Source organism: Paenibacillus sp. KS1, assembly GCF_001680695.1.
Taxonomy (GTDB): Bacteria; Bacillota; Bacilli; order Paenibacillales; family Paenibacillaceae; genus Paenibacillus_B; species Paenibacillus_B suaedae.
Genome location: NZ_MAIS01000009.1, coordinates 10474 through 32499, shown reverse-complemented (window position 1 = coordinate 32499; position 22026 = coordinate 10474). Strand labels below are relative to the sequence as shown.

Here is a 22026-nt window from a genome sequence, read left to right as displayed (position 1 = left end):
ATGAACTTGGCGCAGCGCAGGATGGAACGGTGGCTTCTGATGAAATACGATCTTATGAGCCCATCGCTATTATCGGGATGAGTGGGAAAATGCCAAGTTCGGACGATTTGGACGAGTTTTGGAGGAACCTCGAGCAGGGAACGAATATGATTTCCATTATTCCGCAAGATCGCTGGGACTGGGCGGAATATTACGGGGATCCGAATTCAGAGATAAATAAAACCGATATCAAGTGGGGCGGTTTTATGAAGGAAGTGGACAAGTTTGATCCGCTTTTCTTCGGAATATCTCCCCGCGAGGCGGAACTAATGGATCCGCAGCAACGAATTTTTCTAGAAAGCGTGTGGTCGGCCATCGAGGATGCAGGCTACAGGGCTTCGGATTTATCTGGTTCTGACACCGGACTGTTCGTTGGCGTGGCAAGTAGTGACTATAATGAAATTTTGCAGCATACAACGGCAGAAGTGGAGGCACAGACGTCAACCGGCATGTCGCATGCCGTGCTTCCAAATCGAATTTCATATTTGCTCAATCTACACGGACCTAGCGAACCGGTAAACACTGCATGCTCCAGTTCGTTGGTGGCGATTCATCGGGCCGTAGAGGCTATCCAGAACGGGCACTGCGAAATGGCGATTGCGGGAGGCATTAACGTGATACTTACTCCGACTCTTCACATTTCGTTTAGCAAGGCGGGCATGCTGGCTCGGGACGGAAATTGCAAAACCTTTGACAGCAGTGCAGACGGGTACGTGCGGGGAGAAGGCACAGGCGTTGTCATTCTAAAGTCATTAAAGAGAGCGGTTGAGGACGGAGATCATATTTATGCGGTAATCAAGGGCTCTGCCGTCAATCATGGGGGAAAAACGAATTCATTGACCGCTCCGAATCCTTATGCACAAGCGAATCTTATCGTAAAAGCATTCGGAAAAGCACATATTGATCCTGCGACCGTAACCTATATTGAGGCGCATGGTACAGGCACTCATTTGGGGGATCCAGTTGAAATAAACGGATTGAAAGCAGCATTTTCGCAACTTTATCAAAAATGGGGAAAGTCCACTCCGATCGTTCCTCATTGCGGCGTCGGCTCGGTTAAGACGAGCATAGGGCACTTGGAGGCAGCGGCAGGAATCGCAGGTATTTTCAAGATTGCCTTGTCCATGAAGCATGGAACTATTCCTGGAAATTTACACTTTGAAAGGATGAATCCGTATATACAGCTTGACGGTTCGCCGTTTTACATCGTCAATAAGACGATTCCGTGGGCTAGGCTGACAGATTGCGAGGGGAGGGAGCTTCCGAGAAGGGCAGGCATTAGCTCCTTTGGTTTCGGAGGGGCCAATTGCCATATCGTATTAGAGGAATTCTGCGATGTGGGGTCAGTCGACTCATGCATTGATCCGCAAATTATCGTGATATCAGCTAAGCAGAAGAGCGCGTTGAAAGAATATTGTAAAAAGCTTTATCAATTTCTAACTATTGGACAAACTGGGGAGCCAGCTGGTCATGAGCTGACCCTTTCGCCTACGGCTCATGAGAGTATCCTAAGTGAGCTAATTCGATATAGTTCGGAAATATTGAATGTGGGCAGAGAAGAGATTGATCCGTGGGATCATTTGCTGCACTTGGGCTTCACACAAGTTGAATTGGTATCCTTGGCCGAACAAATTTCGAAAGCCTATCAAATCGACTTTCCTGCTTCTCTATTAGCCGTATACTCTACACTGGAAGCAGTAACGGGATATTTGCTGGAGAGCGTACCTTATTGCGGTGGATCCGGTAAGTCTGCCGGAATTGATTTGCAGCGGCTTGCCCGTACTTTGCAATCAGGACGAGAAGAATTTGGTTGGAGGCTTGCGATCATTGCAGCCGACGAAGCCGAATTGTCCAATAAATTAATGGAGCTTCTGAAGGCAGAGGATATGAAATTGCCGTCTGTCTTCTACGGCAAAGTAGAACGTAAAATTCGAGGGAAAACGGACATTGAATTCGATGAAGCTTCTGATGAAATTACTGAGGCAATAAGAAAACGTGATCTAACAGCTTTAGCCCAACTATGGGTCAACGGAAGCCAGATTCCATGGGAGCAGGTGCATCGAGGCCGTAAGCAGCTTCGCATGCCATTACCGTCTTATCCGTTTGCCCGGGAAAGATACTGGATACCTGAAACACAGGCCCCGAGTGTGGAGATCGAGGATGAACAGCTCTTGCAGCTGCTTCGCCAATTGGAGAATGGGACATCGTCGATCGAACGTGTGCGGCAGGCCATGGGAGTGATGGAATGAAAGAGCAGAAGATGTTGGATAAAGTGCTTGAACTGGTAAAATCTAATCAGCTCAGTGCTGAACAAGGCATGGAAATGATTAAGACTTTGCGCAAGAAGAAGCAGGGCGATGCAATAGAGAGGACTCCGGATATGGAGCTCCTCTTTTTTGATGATGAATGGGTAGCATCGGATTTGCCAAATACAACTGTGAGCAAAAATACTGTTCTTCTATTTGACAACAATCAGGATTTGAGTACCGTTCTTAAAGAGTACTGGAAGCAACAGGAGATTGAGATTGTTCGAGTCGTACGAGGAATGAAGGCTGAAAGGCGGGGTGATGGGTATTATGCAATGAATCCCGAGAATGATGGTGACTATGAATGGCTGTTGAATGATTTACATCAGTGTGGCAGACATCCGGATATTATCATTCATGCGTGGTCAGATAGTCAGTTCCAGCCGAATATTCATAACCTTTCCGAGCAGTTGGCAAGCAGCTTCCACTCCTTGTTTACTTTATGCCAATCCATGATGGTACGGAAACTAACGCATCCGGTGAAACTGCTTTACGTATTCGAATCCAATGGCAGCGTTCAACCACAGTATGCTGCGATGGCTGGTTTTCTGAAATCGGTGCGCCAGGAAAATCCAGTGCTGGACGTGTGTTGTCTTGAGTTGTGCGATGCAAGCATGAACGAATCCGCAGAGATCATTGCGAAGGAAGCACTCAATCAAGATGGAGAAGTAGATGTTCAGATTCTAAGAGGAGATAGGCATGTTAAACGCCAAATTGTCTGTCCGCTCGAAACAGATTCAGTCCCGTCAGTTCCGTTGAGACAGCGTGGAGTGTACATCATTACCGGTGGATTGGGCGGAGTAGGGTATCTTTTTGCCCGCTATTTAGCCGCTACAGTGCAGGCTCGGCTCGTATTATGCGGAAGATCAGCTCTTACTACCGCGCTGGAGAACAAAATAACGGAATTGGAATCGCTAGGTGCGGAAGTGCTTTACATTCAAGGGGACGTATCTGTACCGGATGATACAGAACGTACGATCACCGAGGCCAAACGTCGATTTTCGTGTATTAATGGGGTCATTCATAGTGCCGGTGCCATTTTCGACTCTTTTCTGATCAATAAAGAAAGAGAACACATGGAAGCGGTTGTGAAGCCAAAACTGTTTGGGACATTATTGTTGGATGAGGCGACTCGTAATGAGAAGCTAGACTGGTTTGTCGTCTTCTCCTCCTTGAGCTCGGTATGGGGGAATCCCGGACAATGCGATTATGCATATGCGAATCTGTTCTTGAATCATTTCTGCTCTGCGCGCAGCAAGCTGAGGGAAGAGGGGAGCAGGGAAGGGCTTTCATTGGCTATAAATTGGCCGCTCTGGAAGGAGGGCGGTATGAAGATCGCTGAAGCCTTGCAAACAGAAGATATACCGCTCCTGTCTTTGCCAACAGATGAAGGAATCAAATCCTGGGAGTTAGCCCTCGCTAGCGGGAAATCTCAAATATCTGTTCTTTATGGAAAAAAAGGCAGGCTGGCGGACTGGCTTCAGCGCATGGAGGAGAGGTCACGAAGAATTGGACATCGGAGCCCAACTGGCTTGCAGAACAGCGAGGTGCCTATTCAAGCACTACATCAGTATATTAAGACTTCAATGGGTAACGTGCTAAAGCTGTCTCCAGATAAAATAGACAATTCGACGCCTTTTCAAGAGTATGGGCTTGATTCGATTGCGATCAAGCTGTTCAATTCAAAAGTGGAATCCGATTTCGGGGAAATGTCCAAAACACTGCTCTATGAGTACCAAACAGTTGACGAACTGGTTGACTTTTTCGCAGTGCATTATGCAGATCGGCTTGGAAATGTGCTTGGCCTGGGGAAGGTAAGCACACCGGTGCATCGATCGGAAAGCATTCAAGAATCAAAGCGGAGCGTGCATGAGACAAGTTGTCCTCAAGCAGCTTTTCCTGAGCGTGGAGCCGTTGCGATTGTGGGTATCGGAGGGCAATATCCTGGAGCACGTACAATCGAAGATTTCTGGGATATTCTGAAATCGGGAACATCGTGCTTTACGGAAATACCTCAGACCCGTTGGAAACATGGGGATTATGGACATGATAACTCGCTGCCGCTTGCAGAAGGGGACATTTATTGCAAATATGGGGCTTTTCTCGATGGCGTGGATGAATTTGACCCAATGCTATTCAAGATGAATCCTCTTGAGGCAAAAATGATAAATCCGGAAGAACGCAAATTTTTAGAAACGGTATGGTCTGCCTTAGAAGACGCCGGATATGCCAAAGAGGCTTGGAGCGGAAAAAAGGTAGGGGTATTCGTGGGTGTGACTTCCATGACATACCCATTGTTGGGGGCCAATCAATGGAATTCTCCCGATCGAACGCCTATTCATTCTACATACTTCAGCTTGCCAAACCGGATATCGTATTTTTTCAATTTTACTGGTCCGAGCTTGGCATTAGATACGGCTTGTTCTTCGTCATTAGCAGCGATTCATTTGGCATGCCGAAGCATTCTGAATGGCGAAAGCGAGGCTGCAATCGCGGGCGGTGTCAATCTATACTTGCATCCTTCGAGATATCTGGGCATGTGCCAGAGCAAAATGCTCTCCACGAAAGAACAAACCAGCATGTTCGATGCCGCTGGAAACGGCTTTATACCAGGGGAGGGCGTCGGAGCAGTATTGATGAAATCGTTGGAGCGAGCTATTGAAGATGGCGATTATGTTTACGGAATCATTCGCGGATCTGGGATCTGTCACAAGGGATATTCTTCGGGATTCTTTTTACCCGATCCGCAGTCACAGATGGGATTGATCGAAGAAGTCATGAACAGCAGCGGAATTCATCCAGAAACGATAGGGTACGTTGAGCTTCAAGCTTTGGGCAGCGATATGACGGATACGATTGAATGGACTGGGGTTCGGCGTGCTTACGAGGCAAGGACACCGTTGCGGCAATATTGTGCTGTTGGCTCGGTAAAGCCGATAATCGGACATTTGGAGGCGGCAGCCGGTATTTCACAGCTTACAAAAGTGCTGCTGCAGATGAAACATAAAGCTTTCGTTCCTAATAAAGTGGCTGATTCAATAAACCCGTCGATCTGCTTGGAAGCATCGCCATTCTATATTCCGGCGGAACTGACAGACTGGCCTGCAATGACTATCCATGACGGAGATACGTACAAAGAGCTTCCACGCCGCGCTGCCATCAGCTCTTTTGGAGCAGGTGGCTTAGAAGCGCATCTAATTGTAGAAGAATACCAATCAATTGAGTTGCCGCCATATGCCGAGACGCTTATACCGGGCGAATGCATCGTTCCACTATCCGCTCGCTCCTCAGCACAATTGCGGCGCTATGCCGAGCGATTGTTGCAGCATTTGGAGCGACATGACTATCCTACGGCAAAAATGCCGGACATTGCGTACACTTTGCAGTTCGGAAGAGAAGCCTTTGCGGAGAGGACGGCCTTTGTTTGCCGAACCCCAGAGGAGCTGAAGGAGCAAATTGGTCGATATTTAGCTGTTTCGGCAATGGGAGATAGAGCGGACTGGAAGATCGAATATTCTACTTTACTCGCTTCTCAGATCGAGAATGAACAAATCGTAAAGCTGCTGGAGCGGTGGATGGCTGGCGAACAAATGGATTGGCCGCTTGTGAATGATATCCAACGGAGGAGGGTACCTTTGCCTACTTATCCTTTTGAACAAAGGAAATGCTGGTTGTACAGTGCGAATGATGAATCGGTTCCGAATTACGATGGCAGATCGAAACCGGCGTTGAATGATCAGGATGCCGTAGTAGCCGACTACTATGATGCATCAGTTCGATTATATGAGGAAAGCACCGAAAAGGAAGGTTATTTGACATTCGCCCCGTTTTCGGAGAAGATAACAGGATTTTCATGGCTGAACGTATTTTCCGAGCCTCAGCAATATCCGGCTATGGCCCAATTCGCCTTGGCTAAACAAAAAGAAATGAGAGATATGCTGTATCGGCATGTAGATTTTAGCAAAGTACATCATTTGTTGGATATCGGCTGCGGTTTTTCAACTGATTTGCTCCATCTCGCAAGAGCCCATGAGCATATACATTGCGATGGATATACCATATCAGCCAATCAGGCCGAATTTGGACAACGGCGAGTTGGCCGAGAAGGTTTGGTGGATCGGATTACTATTCATTGCAAAGACAGTGCAAAAGAGGATTTCCCCGGCATGTATGATCTTATCATTGGACTAGAAGTGACAGTGCATATCGCGGATAAACACGGGGTATTCGGGAACATCGCTAGGCATTTAAAGCGGAAGGGAACTGTTGTATTGGCGGATTGCCTCGCTAACACAGTGAATGAAGTACATTTGCCCCATGTCGGACAGTATACGAATACACAGGGGCAGTACAGCCGAATTCTTGCAGAGAATCGTCTGCGAGTAATTGATTGCATCGATTGCAGTCAAGAGATATCCAACTTTTTGCATGATCCGGAATTTGAGCAGAACTTGTCCATACTTAAGGAGAAATATCCCCACTTAGCTGACATGGAAACGGAACACCGTGCTTGGAACAATTTCGGAAAGGCATTGTCTTTGAACCTCTTTCGCTATGTGCTGCTAACCTTGGAAAAAGCAGACGATCTGCTGACTCAAGAACAATTGTTGATGATGAACGAATCGGCTTTTAAGCATGCAGCGAGCTATACGGATGCAGTCGGAAAGTGGCTTCGAAACAGTCTTCATTATAAAGAAGACGTTGTATACAAACGGGCTGAGGAAGCCGCTTTGCCGCATCATGTCGGCGGGATAAACGGGGATACGATTAGAAAGATGGAGGATAAGCTGGCGCAATGGTTCGCGGACACTCTCGAAATGAAGCCGACTGAAATCGATCGTCGCGCAAGTTTTTCCGATTACGGAATCGATTCGCTGATAGGTCTCAAAATATTGGATGACTTGAACCGGAAGCTGGAATTGAATCTGCAAGTTCAAACGATGTTCGATCATTCAAATCTTCGGGATTTAACTCAATATTTGGCGAAAACCCATCCAGAGGTTATCGAGCGCATTATCGGCGTACAAAAGCCTATGGATTGCTCCTTAAAGCGCGATGATCAAAAATCGGTCGTGCTGGAACGATTCGCTAAGAGGGAGCAGGAGAATAAGAATGAATGTCCTACACCAACAGAAACTGCAATTAAAAAGGAACGCACGGGACTATCCGGTGCATCTTCGGATGTTGCTGTAATCGGCATATCGGGGCGTTTTCCAGGAGCGGAAAATGTTCGCGAGCTTTGGGAGAATCTCCGACAAGGAGTCGATTCAGTGCGCGAAGTGCAGGCTGACAGATGGAACCCGAATATGTTTTATGATCCCGATCCGCTAGCTCCCAACAAAACGTATGGAAAATGGGGTGGCTTCGTCGCGGACATGGATAAGTTCGATCCGATCTTCTTCCAAATATCCCCTGCTGAGGTGGAAATGATGGATCCACAGCAGCGGTTATTTCTTCAAGAAAGCTACCGTGCGCTGGAGGATGCCGGTTACGCACCTGAAAAGCTGAATCACGTCAAATGCGGGGTTATCGCAGGGGTATTCGGCAACGAGTATAGTGCAATCGCGGAGGGAACAGCCGCGGGTTATAATGCACAGCTGATGCTCGGCAACACGAACTCAATATTGGCCTCACGCATCTCTTATTTTCTGAACTTAAAAGGGCCTGCCATCAGCGTGGACACAGCTTGTTCAAGTTCTTTGGTAGCCGTTCATTTAGCATGCAAGAGCTTGTTGAACGGGGAAACGGATATGATGCTCGCCGGAGGGGTTACATTGTATTTAACCGAAAAGCCCTTCATTTCCATGAGCAAAGCGGGCATGCTTTCCAGAGACGGAAAATGCAAAACATTTGCGGACGATGCCGATGGAATTGTTCCTGCGGAAGCTGCCGCAGCCGTCGTATTGAAGCGCTTGGATCGAGCTGTTGCTGACGGGGATTATATTTACGGCGTGATTAAAGGGTCGGAAATCAATCAGGATGGACGCACCAACGGAATTACTGCACCGAGTGCCAAGTCGCAAACGGAGATAGAGTTGGAAGTTTACCGAAAGTACGGTATTCATCCTGAAACAATCACTTATTTGGAGGCGCACGGTACGGGAACCAAATTGGGCGACCCGATTGAAATAGCGGCATTGACCCAAGCTTTTGCCACATACACCGATAGGAAACAATTCTGTGCGATTGGCTCGGCAAAGAGCAATTTAGGACATACATCTGCTGCATCAGGGGTAGTGGGACTAATCAAAATATTGCTATCTATGAAATATAAACTACTTCCTCCCACGCTGCACGCCGCGAAGGAAAATGAGCACATCGACTTCAAGGCTACTCCGTTCTTTGTGAACCGAGAATTGCAGGAATGGGCATCGGACGGAGCACCGCGGCGAGCGGCAATTAATTCTTTCGGCTTTAGTGGAACAAATTGTCACATGATCGTCGAAGAAGCGCCGCAATCATTAGATGTCGAACCATTACATGCAGTGGAATCGAATGCGGCTGATTTGTATATCTTTCCTCTTTCGGCAAAAAACAAAGAGCGCTTGCAGGATTATGCCCTGCAAATTGTACGCTTTATAAGCGGAAATGACGGCAGTGAACAACCTAACATTGCGAATCTATGCTATACCTTCCAAATCGGCAGGAGAATGCTGGAGGAGAGAGTTGGATTTGTTATCGGTTCCATATCGGAATTACAGGAGAAGCTTTTGGCTTACGGCAAGGGCGAGCACAATATCGAAGGTATGTTTACCGGAACGAGCAAACAGACGGATGAAAAATATGGCTTATTGCTCGAAGGTGAAGAAGGGCGGCAGTTCGTAGAGGCAATAATACGAAACCGGAAGTTGCATAAGCTGGCACAGATATGGGTATCCGGAGTTGATTTGAACTGGGAGTTCCTTTATGGATGCCAGGCTCCACATCGGATCCCAGCTCCCACGTATCCGTTTGCTAAAGAACGATATTGGCCAGAGGATCGGGCAAAGATCAGTGCAGCACTGCCTCAACGGATGGAATCCTTGTTCCAGACCGGTTCCAAAGAGGTTGCGGACGGAGAGGAAGACTCCAGAGGCACGGACTATACTTACGTACCAAGATGGAAGCAGGCGCCCACACCATCGGCAGAGGGGCAAAAATTCCAAATTGGCAGTAAACAGGTGCTTATCATGACTTCCGATAGTTCCGACCCGCTTGTGGCTGCAATTCGTTCCCTGCATTCGGCGGATGAAGTCTCAGTAACAGTTCTGGGAAGAGATACAGCAGAGATTTATCCATCCCAAACAATTATTGACGCTAGTAATCCGTTAGCGATTCATCAGCATATCAGTCAATATTCGAGACTGAATACGGTATACTTTTTGGCGAATTTTAGATGCAGCGCTGGAGAACAGATAAGCATGCTTGAGGATAGTCAAGAACAGGGGACGCTATCTTTATTTCGCTTGGTAAAAGCATTGATGGCTGCTCAGCTTGATCTTGGCTTGGAATTGAGAATCGTAACTTATAATCATTACGACGTACTGCCGGATGATATCGTGACTCCATTTGGGGCAGGGGTGCATGGACTGGCACGTACATTGGCAAAGGAGCTTCCGCAACTGCGCTTGACTCAACTAGACTTGAGTTGGAGCGACGTAGTGCAGAATTCAAATGGGAACGCAATAATGAGCCTTGCCAAAGCTATTGCGTACGAGCCTGCTCAGGCGCGTGGAGAAACAATAGCCATTCGTGGATTCCAAAAATTCAAACGAATTCTGGTTCCCGAAAAGATAACCGTTTCAACTACGCCAACGCGTTTTAGACATCAGGGCGCTTACGTTATTGTCGGCGGTTTGGGAACGGTTGGCTATATATTTGCTGAGTATATGGCGAAAACGTCAAATGCTTCTCTCGCTTTAATTGGAAGAAGTGAAATGAATACTGATATGCAGAAGAAGATAGAGCATTTGGAATCACTCGGGGGTAAAGTAATTTACTTGCAAGCGAATGTTGCTGATTATGATGCGATGAGAATAGCAATAGAACGGACAAAGTCGCAATTCGGAACGATTCACGGCATTATTCATTCAGCTTTAGATGTTCAACCCCAAGCGGTGCAAGACATGTCAGAAACGGATTTGCGAACAGCCTTGGAGTCGAAGGCAAAAGGAAGCGTGGTGCTGTATACTCTGGTTCAGCATGAACCACTGGACTTTTTCCTCTTCTTTTCCTCGGCTCAGTCATTTATCGGAACGACTGGATGGGCCCATTACGCGGCAAGCTGTGAGTTTAAAGATGCTTACGTTTCTTATCTTCAAACAGAATCCCACTTCCCTGTGTATATGGTTAACTGGGGGTATTGGGCCAAGCGCCGCGGGGAGTCTAATGAAGAATTAACTCGATACATTGAGCGACAAGGGGCTTATCCGTTAAGCGAAACCGAAGGCTTACAGTTGATCGAAAGTCTGTTGGGCACTAATATCCGTCAAGTTGCAGCCATTAAGGCTCAACCATACGTATTGGAGTTAATGAATGTAGATCACAGTCATTCCGTTACATTTGAGCTTGAAAAAGATAACATGTCACCAGGACATGATGACTCTATGAAGATTGCGGGCAAAGGAGCGGGAAAAGAAGAGGTTACGGAACTGATTACCCGCAGTGTGGCAGAAGTGCTGCATATGGATTCAGCAAGTATCAATCTTGAATTATCTTTTATGGAGCTTGGCGTGGATTCGATTTTGGCATTATCAATTGTAAAAATAGTAAATGATGCCTTGCAGACTGATTTGACGCCAAAGGATATATTCGATCATGCAACAATTGGACGATTAGCTGATTATATTGTGGGTGTAGGTTCCGAAGAGGATGAAGATGAAAGGCTTTTCCAGCTTTTTAAAAGCTTGGAACGCAAAGAACTGGATGTGGATGCGGCAGGCCATCTGCTGAGGGGAGCATCGTCATGATTGACATTGACGCGTACAAGAAGCAAATTCTTCAAATGGTGCGAAATCAAGAACTAACGGCAGAAGCCGGGTTGAAGCTCTATAAAATTTTGCAAGCGGATGAATTCTTGACGCAATCGCGTATAAGCGATGAAGGTATTGCCGTGATTGGTATTTCTGGAAGATTTCCAGAAGCTGATAACGTTCATGAATATTGGACGAATCTTGCGTCAGGAAGGGATTCGGTAAAAGAAATAACACGCTGGGATGTGAATGGTTTTTACGATGCAGATCGGAAGTCAAAAGACAAGAGCTACTGTAAAGACGGCGGTTTTTTGTCGAATATAGACAAGTTCGATCCGCTGTTTTTCAATATTTCACCTAGACAAGCCGAATTGATGGATCCCAGACAGCGCTTATTTCTGCAAGAAGCGTGGAAGGTTTTTGAAGACGCAGGCTATTCCAAACGAGATGTGGCGGGCAAGAAGATAGGAGTCTATGTCGGCTGTGAAGGCGATACCGATTATTTTGCATCATGCGAAACAGGAAGCGAGATTGGTTCCGAATTATTTCTGGGAAACTCCAACTCAATTTTGGCTTCGCGCATTTCCTATTTTTTAGATTTAAAGGGACCCAGCATAACGCTCGATACAGCATGTTCATCGTCATTAGTTGCAATTCATTTGGCCTCGGAAAGCATCCGTTCCGGAGAGTGTGAGATGGCGATTTGCGGTGGAGTTGCGCTATATACAACCTCTCAAGGTTATGTGCTGGCCAGTCGTATGGGAATGCTGTCTCCGGATGGTAGATGCAAAGCTTTTGATGATCGGGCCAACGGTTTCGTTCCTGGCGAAGCAGTCGGAGCTGTACTGCTTAAGTCCGCAGCGAAGGCAATTCGTGATCGAGATCATATATATGGCATTATCCGAGCCTCTGGAATAAATCAGGATGGCAAAACGAACGGCATAACAGCTCCGAGTTCAATGTCACAAACGGCACTGGAAACGGAAATTTATCGGAGATTTGGAATCGATCCCGCTACGATTACTTATGTGGAAGCTCATGGGACAGGGACGAAATTGGGAGATCCGATAGAATTCCATGCGTTGCAGGAATCGTTCAAATTGTTTACTTCCGACAAGCAATTTTGCGGACTGGGATCTGTCAAAACGAATATAGGGCATACAGGGGCGGCTTCCGGATTAGCCGGTTTCATCAAAATTTTACTGGCGATGAAGCATCGTCAGCTTCCGCCTACCTTGCATTTTGAAAAAGAAAATAGCCAGATCTGTTTGCGGGAAAGTCCATTCTATATGGTTACTGAGCTGACCTCGTGGTCAGCAGACCCGGGGAACCCGCGCAGGGCCGCCATCAGTTCATTTGGACATAGCGGAACGAACTGTCATATGGTGCTTGAAGAGTATGATATACAAGTCGAGGAGCCGGATGAATATCCGGCTTCAATGCAGCTTTTCCCGATTTCGGCTAAATCCAAGGACAGCCTTCGCCGAAAAATTTCTGACCTTCTTGCTTGGTGCCAAGAGAACGGGCGCTCGACATCTGTCAAGGAAATTGCTTATAGCTTGCAAACAGGCCGCAGTCACTTCGATTATCGCATTGCTTTGCTCGCCAATAGTATGGAAGATTTTGTTGAACGGTTGAATGATGCTGCGGCAGGGCACAGTCATCAGCATATTTTCTGTGGTATGGACAAATCAGCAAGAAATAAAGAGGATATCCCTTCAGATGAAAAAAAAGAATCAATGCGGCTCGTGCAGGCTTTGCGACAATCCGATCCTGTCGGTTCTGAGAGAGAGAACCTGCTGCAGCGATTAGGACAATTATATTGCAACCGAGTATATATTGACTGGAACGGCGCTTATGGCGATACAGAAGTACGAAAAGTTCCTTTGCCGTCATATCCGTTTGCTATGAAGAAGTATTGGCTTAGTGAAACTGCTGCAGTCAAATCAGAGGCGGTAAATCTCGGGCATTTGCACCCGCTGCTTGATTCCAATGAATCCGTATTCGGTTTGCAAAGATACAAAAAAACATTTCATCTATCCGAGTCAATCATCAAGGATCATGTCATTGGAGGAAACGTAGTGGTGCCGGGCGCTGTTTATTTGGAGATGGCAAGGGCCGCGGGTCAATTGTCCTATCCCGAAAAAAAAGTAACCGCGATTTCAAATATATTTTGGTTAAAGCCACTGCAAGTTTCAACTCCAACGGAAGCGTGGCTGCGATTGGAGCCGACGGGAGAACAGACGGCCGAATTCCAAATTGCAGCAGGTGCCGATGATAGAGAGCATATTCACGCACGCGGTAAAGTACGCTACGCGTCGAAGGGAGAAAGTGAACCCGACTTGGGTGAACTCCCAGTGGATGCTATTCGTGCTAGGTGCGTGGAAAGGTTGAGTGGACTCGATTGTTATGGAATATTCCGCAGCATGGGATTCCATTATGGAGTTTCCTTTCAAACGATAGAAAGTGTAAGTGCGAGTGAGCATGAGGTTCTTTCCCGGTATTGTCTTCCCAATCATTTAAAAAACTCATCGAAGTCTTATCTACTGCATCCGGTGCTACTCGACGGTGCCTTTCAATCATTGATCGGTTTTGGCGGAGCAGAGGAAGATGGAGAAGAGATGTTCTTGCCGTTTTCAATCGGTGAAGTGAAGTGGAGCGGAAGCGTATGCGATGTCGGCTATGTCTATGTGCAATATCGAGATGTCCAACTTCCAGGTGGGGAACAAGCGAAGCGATATCGTTTATGTATAACAGATATAGAGGGTAAAGTTCGGGTATTAGTAACGGATTACTTGGTTCGCAAGGTACCGGTGTCGAAAAAGAGTGCTGCCATGAGCGATGCGGAACTGCTGGAAATGTTGAATAGTGTGAAAAAGGGAACCGCCAGTTCTTTGGAAATTGTTCAACTACTGGGAGGGAACAGAATATGACGAAGTTCTCGTCTTTGCAGGAAGTTATCGAGGGCATTAAATCAGGCATTGTAAGCCCGGAAGAAGGGCTGATTTATGTAAAACGTTTCAAAGAGAAGCAGCTTGCAAGCTATCGTTCGGATAATCTTTCACTTGAGACAGAAGAACTGATTTATTACAGCAGTAAATGGGAGCCGAGACCGATTGGCGACTTTGAGAAAACACAAAACAAGCGAAACCTTGTTATTTTCGATCTCACTCCGCAACTATATCGCAATTTTTTGGCGATTCTGAGAGAGGAATACAGCGAGTCGCAATTATACTGGGTCAAGGATGGAGACATGTTTGACCAAATAGATAGTCAGGAATTTGGATTGAATGTAAGGAATCCGGAGCATATGGATCGACTGCTGGAGCTAATGTCAAATGAGCGGCATACCGAGTGGGTGTGGATAGTCAATTGGGACTGGCAGGATTGGGAAACGGAAATGTATGAGAAGGAGAACAGGCTGGATGAATATATCCTGAATTTATTTCATCTAACAAAAGCCTGGATGAGAAGCGGGAAGCCTCAGACTCTTCGGATTATGTGCATGTATGAAAGTGAGAGCGATGTCCCAAATCCTTTTTTTACGGCAGTCGGTGGTTATGCGAGATCGGTTCGTAAGGAATTTCCGAGCATTATCATTCAAACCTGCCACATTCAAGATTCGAAGCGGCGCGGCTGGGAGCAAAGGATCAAACTATTCCAGCAAATCCTGCGAGAGTTTGATGGTGAAGCAGATGAAGTAGAAATAGCATGCTCGATTCATGGACGACAGGTACTAACCTTGCATGAAGTGAAGGATTCTCCATCTGTCGTAATCAATACTGTCCCTCCACAGAAGAACGGCGCTGTCATTATAACGGGAGGAGTCGGAGGCATCGGATTTATTGTCGCACAATTTTTGGCGAGAACGCGGAAGACTAGCCTCGTCCTCGCTGGTCGATCTGAGGAGGATGTACGGATTGCTGATAAACTTAGTCACCTTCGCTCGCTTGGATCAGAGGTGCTTTACGTTCAGACTGATGTAACCTCACCGGATGAAGTAGATAGGTTAATTGAACGAACCAAGAATAATTTTGGATTCGTTCAAGGAGTTATTCATGGTGCCGGCATCGCAGAGGACAGCGTAATCATAAATAAGACAAGCGCTCAGTTCTGCAGAGTGCTGGCAGCAAAAGTTGCCGGAACGGTGCTGCTGGATCGGGCGACTTGGAATGAACCACTGCAATATTTCGTGTTGTTCTCTTCAATTACGGGGAAGCTGGGCAATGTGGGACAAGCCGATTATGCTTATGCTAACCGCTTTTTAGATGGTTATGCTCAGTATCGTAATCAAGTTGGTCGCTCTGGACACAGCATATCCATCAATTGGCCTCTCTGGACAGAGGGAGGAATGTCTGTAGATTCGCAGATGGAAGAATACATTTATAAAACTTCCGGAATACGAGCAATCAGTGCCGATACCGGGTGCCGAATTTTTGAAAATGCTCTCTATTTGAGTCAGGTGGAAATTATGGCGCTCGCAGGTAATCATTCAAAAATAAAAAGTTGGCTGGCGGCCAAAAAAGAAGAGGAGCAACCGGAGAGAATGCCGGTGCAGCAAATTGCCTCCTATTTGTCATCATCCCAGCCTGTCGGCAATAAAACGGATATAAACGCGCAGACAATCGATGCATCGCTTAATCTTGACCGATTGAGGAATGAACTCTCGATTTTTGCAGCTGCGATCATTAAAATCGACCGCAATGAATTAGATGATGAGACGAGCCTGGCGGAGTATGGATTCGATTCGATTACGTTCGTGGAACTGGCCAATCAGATTAATGATCGTTTCGGAATTGAAATGAGTCCCACCGTGTTTTATGGGTCACCTACGATTCATAGGATTGCCCAAAATATAGCTGAAGAGCACGGAGACACAGTTCAACGCAATTATTATTCGGCTGGTGAGAGCCGTAGTTCATCGGAGTTTGTTCAGGAACTACAGTCTGGTGAGGGGAATATATCCTGTACAGTTCACCACGAACAATCGGATTTATTGAACGGTGCTTTATTGGATGCTTTAGAGAAAGACGTTAAGACGATTATTTCCGAAATCATTCGATTGGAATTCAGTGAAATTGAGATGGATATCAGCTTAAGTGAGTATGGGTTTGATTCCATTACTTTTGTCGAGCTGGCTAACCGAATAAACGAAAAATATACGATAGAATTGACACCAACCGTATTCTATGGAAGTCCTACTGCATATTCTATCGTTCAATATTTGTCTGATCATCACCGGGGGGAAATCAGAAATGTTTATTCTTGTATGGCGGAGGAGCGATACCAGTTGCATTCCGATAACTTGAGCCCTTCGGAGGAAACGGAACAACCTTACATGTCACCGATGGAGTATGACGTATCAAGGGAAACTGAAATACCAGCGATGATTAGCGAATATGAACAACAGTCCACACAAGCAGTTGATGGAGCCACCATCCCTGTTGCCATCATTGGAGCAAGTGGGGCATTTCCTCAATCCGCAAATGTGGATGAGCTGTGGGGAAATCTTGTTGCTGGCCGGAATTTGATTAGTGAAATTCCAGAGGATCGTTGGGATTGGAAAGCTTATTTCGGAGATCCGCGGGTTGAACATAATAAAACGAATATTAAGTGGGGCGGATTCATGCATGAGATCGATAAATTTGATCCCCACTTTTTTGGGATATCCGGCAGAGATGCCGAGATGATGGATCCGCAAGAACGCCTCGTTTTAGAGCATGTATGGAAAGCGATAGAAGATGCAGGTTATCGGGCCAAGCAATTGTCAGGAACGAGTACGGGCGTATTTTTAGGAGTCTGTACCGCGGATTATAAGGAGTTGCAGCTTCAGGCAGGGATTCCTGCAGCGATGTGTCAATGGGGGCTCACCAATCGGATTTCTTATATGTTTAATTTCAGTGGTCCGAGTGAACCTATCGATACTGCGTGCTCCAGTTCCTTGGTAGCTATACATCGTGCAGTTGAGGCGATTCGTTCAGGCCAATGCGATATGGTTCTGGCGGGAGGCGTGAACGTGATTGCGAGTCCGAACCCTTATTTGATGCAGAGTAAAGCAGGAATGCTGAGCGAGGATGGCAGCTGTAAAACCTTTGATGAGAGAGCAGACGGTTATGTCCGTGGAGAAGGCGTTGGTATCCTGCTGTTGAAGCGATTAGATCTAGCTAAAGCGGACGGGGATCACGTTTATGCCGTAATTAGGAGTTCTGCTGTTAATCATGGAGGACGGGCCAGCTCATTCACAGCTCCCAACCCGAACGCTCAAGCGGAGGTACTTGTGAAAGCTTACGAACGCGCGGGAATCGATCCGCAGACGGTATCGTATATTGAGACGCATGGCACCGGAACCAAGTTGGGAGATCCGATTGAAATTGACGCTCTGAAGAAAGCGTTCAGAATGTTATACAAAAAGTGGAATAAGCCTGTGCCCGAAATACCTAATTGTAGGCTGGGTTCTCTTAAAACGAATCTTGGACATCTTGAGGCGGCCGCAGGAGTTGCTGGCGTAATAAAAGTTATGTTGGCGATGAAGCATTGCAAGCTACCCGGCCTTGTCCATTTTAATAGTCTTAATCCATATATTCAGTTGACTGGATCGCCTTTTGTGTTGGGAAGGGATGTATCGGACTGGTGCTCTGAGGTTGGAAATGGTGGAAATCCGCGAAGAGCTGGGATCAGTTCATTTGGCATAGGTGGAGTGAACGCCCATGTCGTACTAGAAGAGTATATTGAGGAAGCCTATTCACAAGAGCAAGAAGAAAATGCATACATCGTTGTTCTTTCGGCAAAGGAAGAGGATAGGCTGCCCGAATATGCGAGACTCCTTGCAAATTATGTATCTAGTTGCGAAAGAGATTGCAACAGTTCCGTTCTTAAGCGACTTGCCTATACGATGCAGTTGGGCAGGGAGGCTCTTGATCACAGAGTGGCTTTTATTGTGTCTGATGTGATGGAATTACACGGTAAGCTTACTTTATTCGCTGACGGAAACACAGAAATTGATAACGTTTACAAGGGATACTCAAAGAGTGGTGGCGCCAATCTTACGCAATTGATTGCCGGACCGGAAGGAAGCGAATTCATACGTTTGTTAATTCAAAATCGTAATTTAGGAAAGCTCTCTCAACTGTGGGTATCGGGTGTGGATTTGGAGTGGGGACTATTCTATGATCGGCAGCGGCCGAAACGATTGTCATTGCCTACCTACCCATTTGCTAAAGAGAGATATTGGATACCAAAAGAAGCGGACATTGTGCTTCAAGCGGCGAATAACAAAGACGAAATTCTGAGAAAAGCCGACAGTCCGAGTCCCGAGGAAAGCCTGCTTCTCCTAGAGGAAGAAATTATTCATATGATGGCAGATACATTGAAGGAACCGATATCGAGAATTCGTCTTGATGCCGAAGTGGCCGAGTTGGGATTCGATTCAATCTCACTCACGGAATTGGCGGCACGAATCAATCGAAAATACGGGCTGGAGCTGAAAATAGATCTGTTTTTTAAATATACGCCCATTTCCCGCTTCATTTCCTATTTGTTAGAAGAGTTCGGGGGGCAGATTACCCAACATAACCAAGTGTTCACCTCCAGCCCGAAGAGTATTGACATTGATAAGGATGAAACGTCAGCAGGAAATGAAGGCAATGGAAATGCTGAGGGTGGCATACCTAAGCTCCCTGGAAATTTGGAAATTTTGGAGATGGGTCCTTATTCGGACAAATCATTTCTTTTGAAATGGTACCAGATGAGAGAACGGGGCGGCATCCAATTGCGAAGCTTTAATTTTATTGAGGAGTATATGCAGCCTAGTCGGAAGCGGAGCCCGAAAATGCTGCATATGTTGGCGAAGGATTCCATTGAAGAGCAGACGGAAGTCATTGTGATTGGTAAAGGCAAACCGTTGCTGCTCATAACCGGATTTGCGCTTACAGCTCCACAATTCATTTATCAAATTAACGAGTGGTCATCCCAGTATCAGTTGATCATTATTCATCTTCCGGGATGCGGCTTGTCAACCGGACGCCACGATTTATCCGTCGGGGGACTCAGCAGGAGATTTGTTCGAGTGTTGGAACGACTTGGTATACAGGAACCAGTCCATATTATTACTACCTCATGGGGTGGTTTAGTTGGACAGAAGCTAGCACAGGAGAATTTTCAATTGGTGGCCTCTCTTGTATTGACTGGAGGATTCTTTCACATAAAGCAAGATTTAGACATAAAAGAAAAGCTGCAGATGGATTTTGAAAGAGTTGGTCATGGACAAGCTTTTGAGATTATCGAAAAAAGCCATCAGATCAATCCCTCCATTTCCAAATACTTTGATTTCTTCAATGAAGAAGCCTCTACGGAAGAGGTGCTGTCAGATGTTCTCGTACCTGCGCTGATCGTTAGCGGTGATATGGATTCGATCGTATCCCCAGAGCATGCCATTGCATTGAGGAAGAGACTTCCACACGCTGAATATCATGAAATAAAAGGGGCCGGACATGCTCCATTTATTACGCATTACAAAGAGTTTAATCGTTGTATCAGCGACTTTATTGCTCGTGTTCAAATAGAAGGAGAGAAAAAGGATGGCACGCAGAACATTTGATGATTTGAAATCTACCTATTACGAAGCGTATGATCGAACCTTGACTCTTTGGAATACTCCATTCACTTCGGTCGAACTGGAGACACATTTTGGAAGAACTCACGTGATTGCAAGCGGCAGTGAGGATGCCCCGCCGCTTGTGTTGCTTCACGCTCATGAATTCAGCTCAACGATGTGGTACCGCAATAGCTTGGAGTTATCAAAGCACTTTCGAATATACGCGGTAGACATTATCGGCGATAAGAATAAAACCTTGGTGACGTGTTTTCCGAATAGTCGGGAAGAGTATGCACAATGGCTCTGTGAAGTATTGGACGCATTACATATTGAACGAGCGGATATTGTTGGATTCTCTTTTGGAGCATTGCTGGCATTAAATCTCGCAATTCATTTCCCTGAACGCGTTGGCCGAGCGATAATAATGAGCCCTTCATCAGGACTAGTGGGCTTAAGTGGCAAATTCATTGCCAAAATCATCTGTAATTCCCTTATATCCACCCGGAGACAATTCGTATCGAAGCTGTTTCGCTGGAACCAGCATGAATCCCATACCCATTTCTTCGAACAGGTCGTTGCCGGAGCATTGTGGAGGAAGCCTCATCCGAATGTAAAGGCAGGAAAAAGAGTATGGCCGCATGTTTTTAAAGACGAAGAACTGAACACTATTACATGTCCGCTTTTGATCATGTTGGGAGAACAGGATATTACCCAGAATCCGCAAGCTGCGATGGCTAAAGCGAGATCGTGCTTACCTAGCGCCGTCATGGAAATGTTGCCGGGGGTGGGACATTTTTTTAATCTCCAAGTTCCTGAAATTGTAAATGAAAGAGTTATATCCTTTATGAAGGATGATAACCCTGCGGCAAAGGGGGATGTAAGACATTGAAAAAAATCGTACTGGCCAGTGAAGGTTCGAACGGAGACCTGTTTCCGATGCTTGCCCTCGCAAACGAATTAATGCGATTAGGTCATGACGTTGTCGTATGCGCTCCGCCCAACAATGATTCTTTCGTGCGCAAATGCGGTTTTCAGTTTATTCCTATAGGCGTCGACTTTCAAGCCCTGCTTCAAGAGCATGCTGATAAAGTCATGGGGAAAAACCCGATGCGAATCATGAAACTCACGGTAAAGTTATTACGGGAGCAGGTGCAAAGACATATTAGCCAGTTAAAAGAGGCTGCTATTGATGCGGATATCATGATCGCATCAGGTGTTATGTATGCGGCGAGGTCTGTAGCAGAATATTACCGGATCCCATTTCGATTATCCGTGGCTATCCCGCAAGTTTTGCCTTCTCGGAGTTATCCGCCATTGCTTATCAACGCTCTTGACTGCCCACAGTGGGTCAATCGCTTTTTGTGGTGGGGAGACAGCAAATTTCAAAATCGAATGATATTGAAAACGTTAAATGAGGAAAGGGATAAGCTGGGATTACCCCCGGTTCGCGATATTCAACACTATTTGTTAAACGATATTATCATTCCGGCCGATCCGGTACTGGAGCCTGTACGGGCCAATCCTGCATTTCGCTTTACTCAAACTGCATATTGGCATTTTGAAGACGGGGCTGATCTTGATCCAAGCATATCCCAATTTATCGAGGAAGGGGATCCCCCCGTCTTCATTGGATTTGGCAGCAGCACGGATCCAGATCCTTTGCGTACAAGAAATATACTAAATGAAGTAATTGAGAAAAGCGGGCAGCGATTTATCATCCTAAAAGGCTGGGCTGAATTGGGAACAGGCTTGAATCATGCCAATGTTCGTACGATAGATTTTGCCCCTTACTTGAAGCTGTTTCCTAAGATGGGAGCCATCATCCATCATGGCGGTTCGGGAACGACGCATTGCGCAGCGCGTTCAGGGGTTCCGCAAATTATTATTCCGCATGCGATGGATCAATATCGATGGGGGAGTACGATCGCAGCGAAAAAGCTGGGGCCCGATCCGATCAATCGTTCTAAGTTAACTGCCGACAAGCTGTTGCACGCCATTAAAGAGGCCGTGACCAACTCCGAATTCAAGAAACAGGCTAGCCAGGTGGGACACTTAATGCGACAAAAGAATGGGGTCGAGGAGTTCATTCGTCAATTCCCATTGTAGCAAGTACGATCCTGAAACACCAAAAACCGAG

The 22026-nt window shown here is 46.4% G+C and carries 6 protein-coding genes and 1 pseudogene; all 7 read left to right on the top strand.

The window, feature by feature from the left end; translation table 11 throughout:
- Positions 1–56 precede the first annotated feature (56 nt).
- Positions 57–1466 (top strand): annotated as a pseudogene (locus BBG47_RS31370) (type I polyketide synthase); the annotation flags it as partial.
- Entirely contained in the window at positions 1443–2288 is an 846-nt protein-coding gene (locus tag BBG47_RS31365; RefSeq protein WP_483310695.1) for an acyl carrier protein, read from the top strand. The pseudogene BBG47_RS31370 and the gene BBG47_RS31365, both read left to right, overlap by 24 nt.
- Positions 2285–11293: an SDR family NAD(P)-dependent oxidoreductase gene (locus BBG47_RS04935; protein ID WP_065290789.1), complete on the top strand. Its 9009-nt coding sequence runs from the start codon at positions 2285–2287 to the stop codon at positions 11291–11293. Before BBG47_RS31365 ends, BBG47_RS04935 begins: the two co-directional genes overlap by 4 nt.
- Positions 11290–14229: a type I polyketide synthase gene (locus tag BBG47_RS04930; protein WP_065290788.1), complete on the top strand. Its 2940-nt coding sequence runs from the start codon at positions 11290–11292 to the stop codon at positions 14227–14229. The genes BBG47_RS04935 and BBG47_RS04930 overlap by 4 nt, the downstream gene beginning before the upstream one ends.
- On the top strand, positions 14226–19892 hold the full coding sequence (locus BBG47_RS04925; protein ID WP_065290787.1) for an alpha/beta fold hydrolase: 5667 nt from the start codon (positions 14226–14228) through the stop codon (positions 19890–19892). The genes BBG47_RS04930 and BBG47_RS04925 overlap by 4 nt, the downstream gene beginning before the upstream one ends.
- Complete coding sequence (locus tag BBG47_RS04920; RefSeq protein WP_065290786.1) at positions 19873–20778, top strand: alpha/beta fold hydrolase; 906 nt, start codon at positions 19873–19875, stop codon at positions 20776–20778. Before BBG47_RS04925 ends, BBG47_RS04920 begins: the two co-directional genes overlap by 20 nt.
- Positions 20775–21995, top strand: a complete 1221-nt coding sequence (locus BBG47_RS04915) for a glycosyltransferase (protein ID WP_065290785.1) — start codon at positions 20775–20777, stop codon at positions 21993–21995. The genes BBG47_RS04920 and BBG47_RS04915 overlap by 4 nt, the downstream gene beginning before the upstream one ends.
- The last annotated feature ends 31 nt before the right edge of the window (positions 21996–22026 follow it).

Coding starts and splice junctions, on each gene's coding strand:
- BBG47_RS04935 (WP_065290789.1), top strand. CDS start 2,285: ATGAAAGAGCAGAAGATGTTGGATAAAGTGCTTGAACTGGTAAAATCT.
- BBG47_RS04930 (WP_065290788.1), top strand. CDS start 11,290: ATGATTGACATTGACGCGTACAAGAAGCAAATTCTTCAAATGGTGCGA.
- BBG47_RS04925 (WP_065290787.1), top strand. CDS start 14,226: ATGACGAAGTTCTCGTCTTTGCAGGAAGTTATCGAGGGCATTAAATCA.
- BBG47_RS04920 (WP_065290786.1), top strand. CDS start 19,873: ATGGCACGCAGAACATTTGATGATTTGAAATCTACCTATTACGAAGCG.